The sequence below is a fragment of the Streptomyces sp. NPDC033136 genome (assembly GCF_055578235.1).
Genome location: NZ_JBVIPD010000001.1, coordinates 210,446 through 226,232, shown reverse-complemented (window position 1 = coordinate 226,232; position 15,787 = coordinate 210,446). Strand labels below are relative to the sequence as shown.

General features: G+C 70.6%; 14 protein-coding genes, 1 tRNA gene and 1 pseudogene. 7 read left to right on the top strand and 9 right to left on the bottom strand.

Annotated features, from left to right (window positions below):
* Window positions 1-89: 89 nt before the first annotated feature.
* On the top strand, window positions 90-1,151 hold the full coding sequence (locus ACZ5TL_RS01085) for a M23 family metallopeptidase (protein WP_468587060.1): 1,062 nt from the start codon (window positions 90-92) through the stop codon (window positions 1,149-1,151).
* A gap of 98 nt (window positions 1,152-1,249) precedes the next feature.
* Here ACZ5TL_RS01085 and ACZ5TL_RS01080 read toward each other — a convergent pair whose 3' ends face one another.
* From ACZ5TL_RS01080 to ACZ5TL_RS01060, 5 genes and pseudogenes are all read right to left on the bottom strand, one after another.
* Window positions 1,250-2,137 (bottom strand): Cof-type HAD-IIB family hydrolase, encoded by an 888-nt coding sequence (locus ACZ5TL_RS01080; RefSeq protein WP_468586353.1) that lies wholly within the window; start codon window positions 2,135-2,137, stop codon window positions 1,250-1,252.
* 98 nt (window positions 2,138-2,235) lie between these two features.
* Entirely contained in the window at window positions 2,236-3,135 is a 900-nt protein-coding gene (locus ACZ5TL_RS01075; RefSeq protein WP_468586351.1) for an LLM class flavin-dependent oxidoreductase, read from the bottom strand.
* Window positions 3,136-3,309: 174 nt separating this feature from the next.
* Window positions 3,310-3,762, bottom strand: a pseudogene (locus ACZ5TL_RS01070) (LLM class flavin-dependent oxidoreductase).
* Window positions 3,763-3,875: 113 nt separating this feature from the next.
* Entirely contained in the window at window positions 3,876-4,424 is a 549-nt protein-coding gene (locus ACZ5TL_RS01065; RefSeq protein ID WP_468586349.1) for an RNA 2'-phosphotransferase, read from the bottom strand.
* Between the two features lie 143 nt (window positions 4,425-4,567).
* Window positions 4,568-6,325, bottom strand: a complete 1,758-nt coding sequence (locus tag ACZ5TL_RS01060; protein ID WP_468586347.1) for an SDR family oxidoreductase — start codon at window positions 6,323-6,325, stop codon at window positions 4,568-4,570.
* 166 nt (window positions 6,326-6,491) lie between these two features.
* On the opposite strand from ACZ5TL_RS01060, the gene ACZ5TL_RS01055 reads away from it, so the two are divergent.
* From ACZ5TL_RS01055 to ACZ5TL_RS01030, 6 genes are all read left to right on the top strand, one after another.
* Entirely contained in the window at window positions 6,492-7,460 is a 969-nt protein-coding gene (locus ACZ5TL_RS01055) for an ABC transporter ATP-binding protein (protein ID WP_468587058.1), read from the top strand.
* Complete coding sequence (locus tag ACZ5TL_RS01050; protein ID WP_468586345.1) at window positions 7,450-8,367, top strand: ABC transporter permease; 918 nt, start codon at window positions 7,450-7,452, stop codon at window positions 8,365-8,367. Before ACZ5TL_RS01055 ends, ACZ5TL_RS01050 begins: the two co-directional genes overlap by 11 nt.
* Complete coding sequence (locus ACZ5TL_RS01045) at window positions 8,364-9,275, top strand: ABC transporter ATP-binding protein (protein WP_468586343.1); 912 nt, start codon at window positions 8,364-8,366, stop codon at window positions 9,273-9,275. Before ACZ5TL_RS01050 ends, ACZ5TL_RS01045 begins: the two co-directional genes overlap by 4 nt.
* 9 nt (window positions 9,276-9,284) lie before the next feature.
* Complete coding sequence (locus ACZ5TL_RS01040; RefSeq protein WP_468586341.1) at window positions 9,285-10,004, top strand: ABC transporter permease subunit; 720 nt, start codon at window positions 9,285-9,287, stop codon at window positions 10,002-10,004.
* 100 nt (window positions 10,005-10,104) lie between these two features.
* Window positions 10,105-10,377: an SGM_3592 family protein gene (locus ACZ5TL_RS01035; protein WP_468586339.1), complete on the top strand. Its 273-nt coding sequence runs from the start codon at window positions 10,105-10,107 to the stop codon at window positions 10,375-10,377.
* 283 nt (window positions 10,378-10,660) lie between these two features.
* Window positions 10,661-10,747 (top strand) — tRNA-Ser (locus ACZ5TL_RS01030).
* 67 nt (window positions 10,748-10,814) lie between these two features.
* On the opposite strand, the gene ACZ5TL_RS01025 is transcribed toward ACZ5TL_RS01030, so the two are convergent.
* From ACZ5TL_RS01025 to efeB, 4 genes are all read right to left on the bottom strand, one after another.
* Complete coding sequence (locus ACZ5TL_RS01025; RefSeq protein WP_468586337.1) at window positions 10,815-11,642, bottom strand: HAD family hydrolase; 828 nt, start codon at window positions 11,640-11,642, stop codon at window positions 10,815-10,817.
* Window positions 11,639-12,916 (bottom strand): serine--tRNA ligase, encoded by a 1,278-nt coding sequence (serS, locus tag ACZ5TL_RS01020; RefSeq protein WP_468586335.1) that lies wholly within the window; start codon window positions 12,914-12,916, stop codon window positions 11,639-11,641. The genes ACZ5TL_RS01025 and serS overlap by 4 nt, the downstream gene beginning before the upstream one ends.
* 584 nt (window positions 12,917-13,500) lie before the next feature.
* A complete protein-coding gene (gene pheA, locus ACZ5TL_RS01015; protein ID WP_468586333.1) occupies window positions 13,501-14,433 on the bottom strand; it encodes a prephenate dehydratase in 933 nt (310 codons plus the stop codon).
* Between the two features lie 62 nt (window positions 14,434-14,495).
* Entirely contained in the window at window positions 14,496-15,785 is a 1,290-nt protein-coding gene (gene efeB / locus ACZ5TL_RS01010) for an iron uptake transporter deferrochelatase/peroxidase subunit (protein ID WP_468586331.1), read from the bottom strand.
* Window positions 15,786-15,787: the final 2 nt, after the last annotated feature.

The window sequence follows — 15,787 nt, the reverse complement described above, 5'->3', positions numbered from 1 at the left end:
GCCGCGCACTGAGCCGTTCGGCTCAGCCGGTCCCCCGGCCGCAGGACATGAACGAGACCTGGGCCGTGGGCTGGGCGACGATCGCTGACATGCGCTCACTTCGCCGCCATCGCCTGCTCGTTCCCGTTCTGCTGTGCGCGCTGGCGGTCCTCGCGGCCCGGCCCACCGCGACGGACAAGGAACCCGGAAGCGGCACCGGCGGCGGGGACTCGGGCCTCAGCGCCGAGGTGGCGCGGTTGTACGAGGAGGCCGCGGTGGCGACTCGGCAGTACGAGGCGGGGCGTCGGGAGGCCGAGGAGCAACGGGCCAAGGCCCAGCGGGCGGAGGAGCTCCTGGATGCCCAGCGGCGGCACATCGCCGCCCTGCAGGAGGATCTGGGCCGGATCGCCCGGGCCCAGTACCGCACCAGCGGTGGCCTGCCGGTGGCCGCGCAGATGATCCTCGCCGACAGCCCTGACGCCCTGATGCGAGGTCAGCACGCCTTCGCCCAAGCCGATCTCGCCGTGAACAACGCGATCGCCAAGAACCAGCGCGCCGAGGCGCGGCTGGCCGCGGACGAGGCCAAGGCGGCGGCCCGGTGGCAGGCGCTGGAGCGGCGCAACACGCAACTCGCCGGTCTGAAGGCGGACATCGAGCAGAAGCTCGAATCGGCCCGCTCACAGCTTCAGGGGCAGGCGGACGCGGCGGTCACGGCCGGGGCGTGCCGTGGGGCCGTCCGGCTCGACCAGCCGGAGACGGGCTTCACGAGCGACTGGGTCGCGCCGGTGGAGACGTACGAGCTGTCCGCGTCCTACGGCAGCGGCGGTGCGCGGTGGTCGAGCCGGCACACCGGGCAGGACTTCGCAGTGCCGATCGGCACTGCGGTGCGGGCCGTGGGCGCGGGGCGGGTCGTGAGGGTGTCCTGCGGCGGTGCCTTCGGCATCGAGATCGTGCTCAGGCACGCGGGTGGTTACTACACGCAGTACGCCCACCTCGCGTCCGTCGCGGTCGACCAGGGGGAGCGCGTCAGCCCCGGCCAGTGGATCGGCCAGTCCGGCAGCACCGGCAACTCCACCGGTCCGCACCTGCACTTCGAGACCCGGGTCACGCCGGAGATGGGCTCGGCGGTGAACCCGGTGTCGTGGCTGGCGGCGCGCGGGGTGTCGCTCTGACCGGACGGACCGGCCGTCACGGAGGGGGATGACCGAGCTGGCCCAGGGGAAGCCGGGCACCCCACCATGTGACCGAGCGGAGAGCCGGCACCCGGCTGCTACGGCCGCTCGGCCATCAGCTGCTCGATGACGACCGCCACCCCGTCCTCGTTGTTCGCGACCGTCCGGCCCGAGGCGGCGGCGATCACGTCCGGGTGGGCGTTGCCCATCGCGTACGAGCGGCCTGCCCAGGTCAGCATCTCCACGTCGTTCGGCATGTCACCGAAGGCGACGACCTCCTCGTGCGAGATGCCGCGCTCGGCGCAGCACAGGGCGAGGGTGCTGGCCTTGGACACGCCGGGGCCGCTGATCTCGAGCAGGGCGCTCGGGCTGGAGCGGGTCACGTTGGCGCGATCGCCGATGGCGAGCCGGGCCAGGGTCAGGAAGGCGTCGGGGTCGATCTCGGGGTGGTAGGCGAGGATCTTCAGCACCGGCTCCGCCGCTGCCCGATGGCCGGAGGACAACAGCTCCTCGGCCGGAGCGAGGCTGTCGGGAATCTCCATGTGCAGCTTCGGGTACGCCGGCTCCTGGTAGAAGCCGTACGTCTGCTCCACCGCGTACACCGTGCCCGGCGCCGCCTCGCGCAGCAGCCGCACGGCTTCCACCGCGTTCTTCCGTGCCAGCTCCCGCACCTTCACGAACCGGTGGGCGCCGGGGCCGCCGTGCAGATCGACCACGGCGGCGCCGTTGCCGCAGATCGCCAGCCCGTGGCCGTGCACATGGTCGCTGACGACATCCATCCAGCGGGCCGGGCGGCCGGTGACGAAGAAGACCTCGATGCCCGCCTCCTCGGCGGCGGCCAGCGCGGCGACCGTGCGCGGGGACACCGACTTGTCGTCGCGCAGCAGGGTGCCGTCGAGGTCGGTGGCGATCAGCCGCGGCGGGAGGGCCTTGGCCGCGGTCTCGGGCTGTCGGGTCGCTGAGGTCACCCGGCCATTGTCCCGCACATGCCTGCACGGGCGTGCGGGGCTCCGCACAGGTGAGTGGATACCGCCCTCACCAGGGACTCCTCGCCGGCGCTCGTCAGTGGGGCCCATGCGGGCCCTCAGCGCAGCTGCGCCGGTGCCTCCATCGCGATCTGCTCGAAGGTCTTCTCGTCGGCCGCGAAGTCCGAGCCGGGGATCGGCCAGTGGATCACCAGCTCGGTGAAGCCGAGTGCGGCGTGCCGGCCGGCGAAGTCGACGAAGGCGTCCAGGGACCGCAGCGGCCCGCCGCGCTCCGGGGTGAAACCGGTGAGCAGGACCTTGTCGAGGCTGGTCATGTCCCGGCCGGTCTCCGCGCAGATGTCGGCCAGCTTCTCCGTCTGCCCGCGAATGGCCTGAATCGACTGTTCAGGGGTGCTGTTCTCGTACAGCTTGGGGTCACCGGTGGTGACCCACGCCTGCCCGTACCGGGCGGCGAGCCGCATCCCGCGCGGCCCGGTGGCGGCCACCGCGAACGGCAGCCGGGGGCGCTGCACACAGCCGGGGATGTTCCGCGCCTCGTGGGCCGAGTAGAAGTCGCCCTCGTACGACACCGTGTCCTCGCTGAGCAGCCGGTCGAGCAGGTGAACGAATTCACCGAAGCGGTCGGCCCGCTCGCGCGGGGTCCACGGCTCCTGTCCGAGCGCGGTGGCGTCGAATCCGGAGCCGCCCGCGCCGATGCCCAGCGTGACCCGCCCGCCGGAGATGTCGTCGAGGGAGATCAGCTCCTTGGCCAGCGTCACCGGGTGCCGGAAGTTCGGCGAGGTGACAAGAGTACCCAGACGCATACTCTGCGTAGCTGTCGCCGCTGCGGTCAACGTGGGTACCGCCCCGAACCAGGGCCCGTTCCGGAAGGTGCGCCAGGAGAGGTGGTCATAGGTGTAGGAGGCGTGAAAGCCGAGGTCTTCGGCGCGCTGCCAGACCTTCTGCCCCTCGTCCCACCTGTGGATGGGGAGGATTACGGTGCTCAGTCGCATGCCCACGACCCTATGCTCCGGTGGCTGGGAGCAACGGCAGCGCCGGACATTCCCGGCTGGGGGTCGCCTCAGCCCCGCGGTAGCGTGCGAAGACGCGGGCGCGCTCCTGCTCCCAGATCCAGTCCCCTCCTGGAAGCCGCTGGGCCTGAGCGGCAGTTGGCCGAGGGCGAGGCGATTCGGTCATCGACCACTTCCTTCTGCGGTACCGCCTCCCGGACGGGTCGACCGTGGTGGACCGCTTCGCCGCGGGACGGAAGGACTCGACCGCGGTCGACCGGTAGACGCTGCTCGCGGCGGCAAGCAGCAGTCGATCGGAATCCTGGAGCTGCCGTGGCCTGAAAGGGCATCTGGTCGCCTTCGGGCAGAGCGACCGCTTCGACCAGCGTGACCCGGTCGAGGGGGCTTGACTGAGGTCACGAGGGTACCCAGGCGAATCCGCTCGGTGGCGGTCGCGGCGGCGGTGAGGGTCGGTACCGCACCGAACCAGGGGCCGTCCCGGAAGCTGCGCCAGGACAGGTGGTCGTAGGTGTACGCGGTCTCGAACCCGAGTTGCTCGGCCCGTGTACAGGCCGCACGGCCGCTTTGGCATCAGCGGCGGTACGGGAGGATCACGGTGCTCAGACGCAGACTCATGGCACCGGGCCTAAAGCCTTGATCCGCCGGGCAATGGCCGGTGGCGCAAGGTTGAAGAAGCACCCGTGTTTCACGTGAAACAGCCGTCGTGAGCGTCTGGCCACACCAGCAGGTCAGCGCGACCCGGGAAAGCGCAGGTAGCGCGGCGGTACAGCCTGGGTCAGCCACACCCCGTTCGCGCTGACGTGGAAGACATGGCCGTCTGCGTGCATGGCGGCCGCGTCCACTCCCAGCACGACTGGCCGCCCCCGGCGGGCTCCGACGCGGGTCGCCGTCTCGCGGTCGGGCGAGAGATGCACGGCGTGCCGGTTCATCGGCCGGAGGCCCTCGGCCCGGATCGCGTCCAGATGGAGGGCGACGGTGCCGTGGTAGAGGTGTGCGGGCGGGGTCGCCGTGGGCAGTTCGAGGTCGACCTCGACGCTGTGACCCTGGCTGGCGCGGATCCGGGTGCCTTCCACGGCGAAACGCCGTTTGTCGTTGGTGGCGACGACGTGATCCAGTTCATCGCGGGTGAGCCGGAAGCCGTGTGCGACGGCCGCGGCGATCAGGGCGTCGATCTCCACCCAGCCGGCCCCGTCGAGTGTGAGCCCTATCCGTTCCGGCTGGTGGCGCAGATGCTTCGACAGGTACTTCGACACCTTCACGGTGCGTCTTTCGTCCATCCCGCCAGGGTGCGGGAGAGACGTGAATCACGCGATTGAGTTTCACTTCCCGGGTTTGATCCACAGCCAAGTGGTGTTATCCACAGAGAGAATGGGCTTCTCTGTGGACAACTAGCCCTCATGGTACGGATTTTGGCGGCCCGTCACACCGGCGGCTTCACTCGAGCGATCTTCCTCAGCACCCCGGGCGCCCACCGCGACAGCCAGCGCGCACCCCGTGCCTCCGGCGTCACCGGTACCACCGCCTCGTTGCGGCTCACCGCCCGCAGGATCGCGCGGGCGACCTTCTCCGGCGGATAGTTGCGCAGGCCGTACAGGCGGGCGGTGCGTTTCTGGAGCCGCTTCTCCTCCTGGGCGTCGACCCCGGCGAAGTGCGCCGTTGACGTGATGGCCGTGCTGACGAAGCCGGGGCAGACTGCCGTCACGCCGATGCCCTGCCCGGCGAGCTCCGCCCGCAGGCACTCGCTGAGCATCAGCACGGCCGCCTTGGAAGTGCTGTACGCGGGCAGGGCCCGGGACGGCTGGTACGCCGCGGCCGACGCCACGTTAACGATGTGGCCGCCCTGTCCGCGCTCGGCCATCCGCCGGCCGAAGAGCCGGCATCCGTGGATGACACCCCACAGATTGACGTCGAGGACCTTCTTCCAGTCCTCCGGGGTGGTGTCGAAGAAGGAACCGGACAGCCCGATCCCGGCGTTGTTCACGAGGACGTCCACCACGCCGTACTCCGTCGCGACCTTCTCGGCGAGCTTCTCCATGGCCCGCTCGTCGGAGACGTCGGCCGTCTCCGCCCAGGCCTCGGCGGCGCCTGCCCGGCGGGACGACTCGGCGGTCCGGGCCGCTGCCTCGGCGTTCCGGTCGACGGCCACCACGCGGGCGCCGGTCTCGGCGAACGCGAGCGCCGTGGCCCGCCCGATGCCGCTGCCCGCCCCCGTGACCAGCACGAGCTGCCCGGAGAACCGCTCGGCGTGCTTCCCGCTCGCCGCCCTCGGGGACCGTCCGCTCTCGACGGACGTCACGAACGCCTCGATCCATGCGGCCAGTTGGTCGGGACGGGTGCGTGGGATCCAGTGCCCCGCCTGGATCGTCCTGCGGGTCAGCTGTGGAACCCAGTGCTCCAGTTCGTCGGTGAGCCGCTCCGACAGGAACCGGTCCTCCAGGGGTGTGATGATCTGCACGGGCGCGTGGGCGTACGCGTCCGAGCGCGGCCGGCACATCCGGGACCGGATGTTGTCCCGGTACAACCAAACCCCGTGGGCCGCGTCCGAGGGCAGGGACGAGGTCGGGTAGTTCCCACGGGGCACCTTCTCGACGCGCTCCAGGACCTTCGGCCAGCGCTTGCCGAGCGGGCCGCGCCAGGCCAGCTCGGGCAGCACGGGCGTATGCAGCAGACAGACGTACCAGAACCTGGCGCCCTGCCCGAGGAACTGCCCGGCCCGACGCGGGGTGGGCCGCCTCACCCGCCGGGCCATCCAGTGGCCGAAGTGGTCGAGGGACGGGCCGGACATGGAGGTGAAGGAGGCGATGCGCCCTTCGGTGCGTGCGACGGTGGTGAACTCCCAGGCCTGCACCGAGCCCCAGTCGTGCCCGACGAGGTGCACGGGCCGGTCCGGGCTCACCGCGTCCGCGACGGCCAGGAAGTCGTCGGTCAGCTTCTCCAGCGTGAACCCGCCCCGCAGCGGACGGGGCGCCGTCGACCGCCCGTTGCCGCGCACGTCGTACGCCACCACGTGGAAGTGCCCGGCGAGCCGCGCGGCGACCTCCGACCACACCTCTTTGCTGTCGGGGTAGCCGTGCACCAGGACGATCGTCGGCCGCTCCGGATCACCCAGCTCGGCCACACACAGCTCGACTTCGCCGGTCCGCACCCTGCGCTCCCGCGCGCCCGTGAGCAACGTCATCCGGCGAATCTGGCAGTTGTTAGAGAGTTCGTCAACAGGAGGCCCGGTCGTGGTAACTCTCAGGAATCAGGTCCCCTAAGGGCCCGTAATACTCCAGGCTGACCCCAAGACAGCTCTGCGGAGTGACGACCGCCACGCTCGCGGGCCCTACCTTCGAAGCGTGACTGTGATCGCGACCGAAAGCCTGAGCAAGCGGTTCCCCCGGGTGACCGCGCTTGACCGGCTCTCCGTGGACGTCGGGCCCGGTGTGACCGGACTCGTCGGAGCCAACGGGGCCGGCAAGTCCACACTGATCAAGATCCTGCTGGGTCTGTCCCCCGCCACCGAGGGCCGCGCCGACGTGCTCGGCCTCGACGTCGCCACCAAGGGCGCCGCCATCCGCGAGCGGGTCGGCTACATGCCCGAGCACGACTGCCTGCCGCCGGACGTCTCGGCCACCGAGTTCGTCGTCCATATGGCGCGCATGTCCGGCCTGCCGCCCACGGCCGCGCGCGAGCGCACCGCCGACACCCTGCGTCACGTCGGTCTGTACGAGGAGCGCTACCGCCCCATCGGCGGCTACTCGACCGGCATGAAACAGCGCGTGAAGCTCGCACAGGCCCTCGTCCACGACCCGCAACTGGTCTTCCTGGACGAGCCGACCAACGGCCTCGACCCGGTCGGCCGCGACGAGATGCTCGGCCTGATCCGCCGGATCCACACCGACTTCGGCATCTCCGTCCTGGTCACCTCGCACCTGCTGGGCGAACTGGAGCGCACCTGCGATCACGTCGTCGTCATCGACGGCGGCAAACTGCTGCGCTCCAGCTCCACCACGGACTTCACCCAGACCACCACGACCCTCGCGATCGAGGTCACCGACTCCGATGAGCACCGGGACGGCACCCGCGCGGTCCGCGAGGCCCTGCACGCGCGCGGGGTGAGCGTCGAGGACGGCAGCGGCCTGCCGGGCGCCGGCCACATCCTGCTGCTCACCGCGCAGGGCGAGGAGACGTACGACCTGGTCCGGGACGTGATCGCCGACCTCGGACTCGGCCTGGTGCGCATGGAGCAGCGTCGGCACCACATCTCCGAGGTCTTCACGGCAAGTGATCAGCACGAGCAGCGGAAGGAGGCGGTCGGCCATGGCGGTTGAGCACTCCACGGGGACATCCGCCCCGGCGCCGGGTGACCAGACCCGCATCCACAACATCGGCTACCGCAGCTACGACGGCCCCCGCCTGGGCCGTGCCTACGCCCGCCGCTCCCTGTACTCGCAGTCCCTGCGCGGCTCCTACGGCCTCGGCCGCTCGGTGAAGTCCAAGGTGCTGCCGATGCTCCTGTTCGTGGTGATGTGCGTGCCCGCGGCCATCATGGTCGCGGTCGCGGTCGCCACCAAGGCCAACGCCCTGCCCCTGGACTACACGCGCTACGCGATCGTCATGCAGGCGGTCATCAGCCTGTACGTCGCCTCGCAGGCACCCCAGTCCGTCTCGCGCGACCTGCGCTTCAAGACCGTGCCCCTGTACTTCTCGCGGCCGATCGAGACCGCCGACTACGTCCGCGCCAAGTTCGCGGCGCTGGCCTCGGCCCTGTTCGTCCTCACAGCCGCTCCCCTCCTCGTGCTCTACGTCGGCGCCCTGCTGGCCAAGCTCGACTTCGCCGACCAGACCAAGGGATTCGCACAGGGACTCGTGTCCGTGGCACTGCTCTCGCTGCTCTTCGCCGGCATCGGCCTGGTCATCGCGTCCTTCACCCCGCGCCGCGGCTTCGGCATCGCGGCCGTGATCGCCGTGCTGACCATCACCTACGGCGCGGTCTCCACCCTCCAGGCCATCGCCGACGCACAGGGCAGCGGCGACGCCGTGCCGTGGATCGGACTCTTCTCGCCGATCACGATCATCGACGGTGTGCAGTCCGCGTTCCTGGGCGCGACCTCCGCCTTCCCCGGCGGGGTGGGCCCGAGCAGCGCCGAGGGCGTCGTCTACGTCCTCCTCGCCCTGGGCCTGATCGCGGCGAGCTACGGACTCCTGATGCGCCGCTACAAGAAGGTGGGACTGTGACCACGCTCTCCATCGACCACGTCTCCCGCTGGTTCGGCAACGTGGTCGCCGTCAACGACATCACCATGACCATCGGCCCCGGCGTCACCGGCCTGCTCGGCCCCAACGGCGCCGGAAAGTCCACCCTCATCAACATGATGGGCGGCTTCCTGGCTCCGTCCACCGGCACGGTCACCCTCGACGGGCAGCCGGTGTGGCGCAACGAGCGGATCTACCGGCAGATCGGCGTCGTCCCCGAGCGGGAGGCGATGTACGACTTCCTCACCGGCAAGGAGTTCGTCCTCGCCAACGCCGAACTGCACGGCCTGGGCGCCAAGGCGGCCCAGAAGGCGCTCGCGACGGTCGAGATGGAGTACGCGCAGGACCGCAAGATCCAGACGTACTCCAAGGGCATGCGCCAGCGCGTGAAGATGGCGAGCGCCCTCGTCCACGACCCCTCGCTGCTGCTGCTCGACGAGCCCTTCAACGGCATGGACCCGCGCCAGCGCATGCAGCTGATGGACCTGCTGCGGCGCATGGGCGACGAGGGGCGCACGGTGCTGTTCTCGTCCCACATCCTCGAAGAGGTCGAGCAACTCGCCTGGCACATCGAGGTCGTCGTCGCCGGGCGGCACGCGGCCAGCGGTGACTTCCGCAAGATCCGCCGTCTGATGACCGACCGGCCGCACCGCTACCTGGTGCGTTCCAGCGACGACCGTGCCCTCGCGGCCGCGCTGATCGCCGACCCGTCGACATCCGGCATCGAGGTCGACCTCGCCGAGGGCGCGCTGCGCGTCCAGGCCGTCGACTTCGGCCGCTTCACGGCCCTGCTGCCGCGGGTGGCCAGGGACCACGGCATCCGGTTGCTCACGGTCTCGCCGTCCGACGAGTCCCTCGAGTCCGTCTTCTCGTACCTCGTCGCGGCGTAGGAGGCCCTGATGTACGACCCCACAGTCGCCCGGCTCACCTACCGAGCCCTGCTCGGCCGGCGCCGGGCCCTCATCCTGGGCGCCCTGCCACTGCTGCTGATCGTGATCGCCGTGGCGGTGCGCGGTCTGGCCGGAGCGGACGACCAGACGGCGTCCGACCTGCTGGGCGGCCTCGCCCTCGCCACGATGGTGCCGATCATCGGCGTCATCGCCGGTACCGGCGCGATCGGCCCGGAGATCGACGACGGCTCGGTGGTGTACCTGCTGTCCAAGCCGATCAAAAGGCCCACGATCATCTTCACCAAGCTGATCGTCGCCATCGCGGTGACGATGGTGTTCTCCGCGGTGCCGACGCTCATCGCCGGGTTCATCCTGAACGGCAACGGCCAGCAGGTCGCCGTCGCCTACACGGTGGCGGCCCTGGTCGCGTCCATCGCCTACGCGGCGCTGTTCCTGCTGCTCGGCACGGTGTCCCGGCACGCGGTGGTGTTCGGGCTCGTCTACGCGCTGGTCTGGGAGGCCCTGTTCGGCTCCCTGGTGCCGGGCGCCCGCACGCTGAGCGTCCAGCAGTGGTCGCTGGCCGTGGCCCAGAAGGTGTCCGGCGGGGACCTGGTCTCCTCCGACGTGGGTCTCACCACGGCGACGGTGCTGCTCGTGGCCGTCACGGCGCTGGCCACCTGGTACGCCGGCCAGAAGCTGCGCTCGCTCACACTCGCCGGCGAGGAGTGATGTGCCCGGCCTTGACGGGGGCCTCACCTCTGTCAGGGCACACTGGGCGAACGGAATGCAGGGAATCGTCACGGGAGTTGGACGGCTGGGAGGAGCGGGGATGGCACGCGAGAAGGCTCAACACGACGACCGCGGGCAGTCCGGGGACGCGGCTCGCGGGCCCGGGGACGGTGCGCGGGACGACCTCGACGGTGTCGTTCTGGACGAGGACTTCATACGCTCCGCCGGGACCTCCGAGCCGTCCGCCCGGGCCCGGATGCTCGCCGCGCGCTGGAGCCGCGAGGAGCCGGAGCCCCAGCCCTGGCGCTCCGACGAGCCGCCCGCGGGCTGGTTCTTCAGCAAGGCCCGCAGGCGCAGGTGGCGCAGGCGCTAGCCGGCCGAGGCTCCGCGCCCACCGCTGATTTATTCAGTGGCGTCCCATTCGCCCGGCAGGCAGAGTAGTTGTCGTCGCCGCCGGGCTCATGGCTCCGGCGTCACGAACGGGGAGAGGAGCGGGACGATGCCCATGCACGGCAGTACGTCCCGCTCCCGTCAGGGCAGCCCGCGGCGGGCTCCGGAGTAGTCGCTACCCCTCCGTCGAGTCCGCCCCGCACGGGGAGCTGCCCGGGGCGGCCGCTTCGAGCACGCGAATCGCACATCGCGTGGGCCGCCCACCCGGAGGATTGGCCGAGCGGTAAGGCACTGGCTCACTGAGCCGTGGTCGGGCTGGAAAGCCCGCGCACGTTCGATCCGTGCATCCTCCGCCGAGCACTGTCGAGCACCACTGAGCACTACCGAGCACCACCGTGCCCCGGGCAACGGGCCCGGGACTCAGCCCAGCAACCGCTCCAGCACCACCGCGATGCCGTCCTCGTCGTGGGAGGACGTCACCTCGTCGGCCACCGCCTTCAGCTCCTCGTGGGCGCCCGCCATGGCGACGCCGTAGGAGGACCAGGCGAACATCGGTATGTCGTTGGGCATGTCGCCGAAGGCGATCGTCTCGGCCGCCTTCACCCCGAGCCGCCGGGCCGCCAGCGACAGGCCGGTCGCCTTGGACAGGCCCAGCGGGAGGAGCTCGACAATGCCCTCGCCCGCCATCACGACGCTGACGAAACCGCCGGCCGTCCGCGTGGCCGCCTCGCAGAGCTCGTCGTCCGTCAGCGTCGGGTGCTGGATGTACAGCTTGTTCAGGGGCGCGCTCCACAGATCGGACGCGTCCGTGAACGGGGTGGCGGGGAGCGCACCCTGCACCGCGTACCCCGGGCCGACCAGCACCTCGCCGTCCAGGCCGTCACGGCTCGCCGCGATGTACAGCGGGCCGACCTCCGCCTCGATCTTGGCCAGCGCCACCCCGGCCAGCTGCCGGTCCAGCGTCACCGACGTCAGCAGGCGGTGCGCGCCGGCGTCGTAGACCTGCGCGCCCTGGCCGCAGACGGCCAGCCCCTGGTAGCCGAGGTCGTCGAGGATGTGCCGGGTCCAGGGGACCGCGCGGCCGGTGACGACGATGTGCGCGGCGCCTGCCGCCGTGGCAGCGGCGAGCGCGTCACGGGTACGCGCCGACACCGAGTCGTCGGAACGCAGCAGCGTCCCGTCGAGGTCGGTGGCGACAAGCCGGTACGGGAAGCCGTCCGAAGGAGCCGAGGGAGCCGTGCCGGTCACTTGGTCACCGGCTCCAGGACCTCCCGGCCGCCCAGGTACGGGCGCAGCACCTCGGGCACGCGCACCGAGCCGTCGGCCTGCTGGTGGTTCTCCAGGATCGCCACGATCGTGCGCGGGACGGCGCACAGCGTGCCGTTCAGGGTGGCCAGCGGGCGGACCTGCTTGCCCTCGCGGACACGGATCGACAGGCGGCGGGACTGGAACTCGGTACAGTCCGAGGTCGAGGTCAGCTCGCGGTACTTGCCCTGCGTCGGGATCCACGCCTCGCAGTCGTACTTACGGGCGGCCGAGGAGCCCAGGTCGGCGCTCGCCACGTCGATCACCCGGTACGGCAGTTCCAGCGAGGTCAGCCACTGCTTCTCCCACTCCAGCAGGCGCTGGTGCTCGGCCTGAGAGTCCTCGGGGGTGACGTAGGAGAACATCTCGACCTTGTCGAACTGGTGCACGCGGAAGATGCCCCGGGTGTCCTTGCCGTGCGAACCGGCCTCGCGGCGGAAGCAGGGCGAGAAGCCCGCGTAGCGCAGGGGGAGGCGGTCGGCGTCGAGGATCTCGTCCATGTGGTACGCCGCGAGCGGCACCTCGGACGTGCCGACCAGGTAGAGGTCGTCGTCGGCGAGGTGGTAGACGTCCTGGGCGGCCTGGCCGAGGAAGCCCGTGCCCGCCATGGACTGCGGGCGGACCAGGGCCGGGGTCAGCATCGGCGTGAAGCCGGCCGCGGTGGCCTGGGCCATCGCCGCGTTCACCAGGGCGAGCTCCAGGAGGGCGCCCACGCCCGTCAGGAAGTAGAAGCGCGAGCCGGAGACCTTCGCGCCGCGCTCGACGTCGATCGCGCCGAGGATCTGGCCGAGCTCCAGGTGGTCCCTGGGCTCGAAGCCCTCGGCGGCGAAGTCGCGGATGGTGCCGTGCTTCTCGAGCGTGACGAAGTCCTCCTCGCCGCCCACGGGCACGTCCGGGTGGACGAGGTTGCCGAGGCGGAGGAGCAGCTCCTGGGTCTCGGTCGCCGCAGCGTCGCGGTCCGTGTCGGCCGCCTTGACGTCGGCGGCGAGCTGGCCCGCCTTCTTCAGCAGCTCGGCCTTCTCGTCCCCGCTCGCCTTGGGGATGAGCTTGCCGAGCGCCTTCTGCTCGGCGCGCAGCTCGTCGAAGCGGACGCCGGACGACCTGCGCCGCTCGTCGGCGGACAGGAGGGAGTCGACGAGCGCGACGTCCTCTCCACGGGCGCGCTGCGATGCGCGCACACGGTCGGGGTCCTCACGGAGCAGGCGAAGGTCAATCACGCGCCCAAGGCTACCGGTGTGGGGTGACCGCCCACGACTCACTATTCCGGTGGCGTCTTACGTACCGCTATGGGTGGATTGCGCATCGTGTCAATAGAGAGCGGGCCTCTCCCCGGAACGAGGCATGCTGAGGGTGCCGCCTTGACTCGAATCCCTTGTGCGGGAAGGGACTTGGGACTCGGTTGTCCACAGGGGCCCTCGCGTGCCGGAAAGTTATCCACAGGCTGTGTGGAAGATCTGTGGACTTCGGAATTGATCACTCCGGAAGGCTCGATCACTCCTGAGAATTCCCGATGCAAGACCGTCTTATCCTCACTTTCGAGTGGATATGGGTCACCCTGAAGGGTTACGCAAGGGAAAACGATGGACGAAGGGCGACCTGGCCGTCGATGGACCCATCAGGGACCCGTAGGGCGATTTGTCGACTGACTCATGCTTCGTTGTCGACTTGTCCCCAGGTCGAGAAGCGGACCTGTGGATAACTTCTGTGGATAACGACAATCAGCAGGTACGACCGACCTGAGGCGCCCTGACGACGGCCCGGATGCGCCCCGGAAGCGCCTTGAAGACGCCCTGGAGACGGCCTAGAACCGGCCGTCCTGGCACCGCGCCACCCAGTCCGCCGCCGCCACGAACTCGTCGTCGGACGTCCCGAGCCGCGGCGGCTGGACCTCCTCCGGCCGCATGCCCGCGCGCGGGTACGAGCCGAGGTAGCGCACCTGGAGGCAGATCCGCTTCAGGCCCATCAGGGCCTCGGCCACCCGGCGGTCGGAGATGTGGCCCTCGGCGTCGATGCAGAAGCAGTAGTTGCCGATGCCCGCGCCCGTGGGCCGGGACTGGAGCAGCATCAGGTTGATCCCGCGGGTGGCGAACTCGCCGAGCAGGTCGCGCAGACCGCCGGGGTGGTCGTCGCGCTGCCACAGCACGACGGAGGTCTTGTCGGCGCCGGTCGGCGCCGCGGGCCGGGCGGGCCGGCCGACCAGCACGAATCGTGTCTGGGCGTTCTCCGCGTCGTGGATCCCGGTCTCCAGGGCCTCAAGGCCGTAGCGGGCGGCCGCGAACTCACCGGCGAAGGCGGCGTCGTACTGACCCTCCTGGACCAGCCGGGCGGCGTCCGCGTTCGAGGCGGCCGACTCCCAGTGCACGTCCGGAAGGTGCTTCTTCAGCCAGTTGCGCACCTGCGGTTGGGCGGCCGGGTGGGCGGAGACGGTCTTGATGTCCGACAGCTTCGTGCCGGGGCGGACGAGCAGGGCGAAGGTGATGGAGAGCAGCACCTCGCGGTAGATCATCAGCGGGGCGCCGGCGACCAGCTCGTCGAGGGTGGTGGTGATGCCGCCCTCGACGGAGTTCTCGATCGGCACGAACGCGGCCTCGGCCTCGCCGGCGCGTACCGCGTCGAGCGCGGACTGGACGGACACGTACGGGATGAGCTCCCGGGTGGCGGCCTCGGGAAGCGTACGCAGGGCGACTTCGGTGAAGGTGCCCTCGGGGCCGAGATACGCATAGCTCGCTGGCATGATCTCACCCTAATGGGCTCGCGGAAGCGCTATCCCCCACAAGCCCGCCCAGAGCTGAACTGTCACCCCTCCAGCAACTTCTGCCCCACATACTCGCCCTGGGCGGCCCCACCGGGCACGGCGAACAGCCCGCTCGACTCGTGCCGGATGAACTCCGACAGGGCGTCGCCGCGGTCGAGCTTGCGCTGCACCGGCACGAAGCCGCGCAGCGGATCGGCCTGCCAGCAGATGAAGAGCAGGCCCGCGTCGGGCACTCCGTCGGCGTCGATGCCGTCGTGGAAGGAGAACGGGCGGCGGAGCATCGCCGCGCCGCCGTTCTGGTCGGGTCGGGTGATCCGGGCGTGGGCGTTGATCGGGACCACGAGGTTGCCCTTGGCGTCCGTCTTCTCCAGGTCCATCGCCGTGGTCTCGGTGCCCCCGGACAGCGCCGCCCCGTCGGACTTGCGGCGCCCGATGACGTCCTCCTGCGCCGTGACCGAGAGCTTCTCCCAGTCGTCGAGGAGCATGCGGATCCGGCGTACGACGGCGTAGGAGCCGTTCGCCATCCAGGCTGGTTCGCCCTTCTCCGGGACGAAGACACGCTGGTCGAAGTCGGCCTCGCTCGGTTTCGGGTTGCGGGTGCCGTCGATCTGGCCCATCAGGTTGCGGGCCGTCATGGGGTGGGCGGTGGCGCCGGGCGAGCGGTTGAAGCCGTTCATCTGCCATCGGACCTTGGCGGCCCGGCCCGCGTCCTTCTGGATCGCGCGCAGGGCGTGGAAGGCGACCAGGGCGTCGTCGGCGCCGATCTGCACCCACAGGTCGCCGTTGCTGCGGTTCTTGTCGAGGTGGTCGGAGGAGAACTCGGGCAGTGGGTCCAAGGCGACCGGACGCTGCTTCTCCAGGCCCGTCCTGGCGAAGAAGCTGTGACCGAAGCCGAAGGTGATCGTCAGGGACGAGGGCCCGGCGTCGCGGGCCACGTCGGTGTCGTCGTGGGCACTCGGGTCGCCCGCCATCAGGCGCCGGGCCGTCTCCGACCAGCGGCGGAGCATGGCGGCGGCTTCCTTGCGGCCCGCGCCAGCGGCCAGGTCGAAGGCGATGAGATGGCCGCGGGCCTGGAGGCCCTCGGTGATGCCGGGCTGATGTTTCCCGTGAAACATCTCCCGGTCGGTGCCGAGGGAGGTGAGCGGAGCCGCCGCCTCGGAGGGGGCGGCGGCATAACCCCCGGCGGCGCCCGCCGTGCCGAGCACGAGCCCGGTGGCACCGGCGGTGGCGAGCAGCCGCCGGCGGGAGACGCCCTCCTGGGCAGAGGCCGCTTCCGTCTTACCCGGAACGGTGCCGGGGGTACGGGCCTCCGGGATGGACTGGTCAGGCATGG

Coding starts and splice junctions, on each gene's coding strand:
- ACZ5TL_RS01085 (WP_468587060.1), top strand. CDS start 90: ATGCGCTCACTTCGCCGCCATCGCCTGCTCGTTCCCGTTCTGCTGTGC.
- ACZ5TL_RS01065 (WP_468586349.1), bottom strand. CDS start 4,424: ATGGACGAAAGACGCACCGTGAAGGTGTCGAAGTACCTGTCGAAGCAT.
- ACZ5TL_RS01060 (WP_468586347.1), bottom strand. CDS start 6,325: ATGACGTTGCTCACGGGCGCGCGGGAGCGCAGGGTGCGGACCGGCGAA.
- ACZ5TL_RS01050 (WP_468586345.1), top strand. CDS start 7,450: ATGGCGGTTGAGCACTCCACGGGGACATCCGCCCCGGCGCCGGGTGAC.
- ACZ5TL_RS01040 (WP_468586341.1), top strand. CDS start 9,285: ATGTACGACCCCACAGTCGCCCGGCTCACCTACCGAGCCCTGCTCGGC.
- ACZ5TL_RS01035 (WP_468586339.1), top strand. CDS start 10,105: ATGGCACGCGAGAAGGCTCAACACGACGACCGCGGGCAGTCCGGGGAC.
- pheA (WP_468586333.1), bottom strand. CDS start 14,433: ATGCCAGCGAGCTATGCGTATCTCGGCCCCGAGGGCACCTTCACCGAA.
- efeB (WP_468586331.1), bottom strand. CDS start 15,785: ATGCCTGACCAGTCCATCCCGGAGGCCCGTACCCCCGGCACCGTTCCG.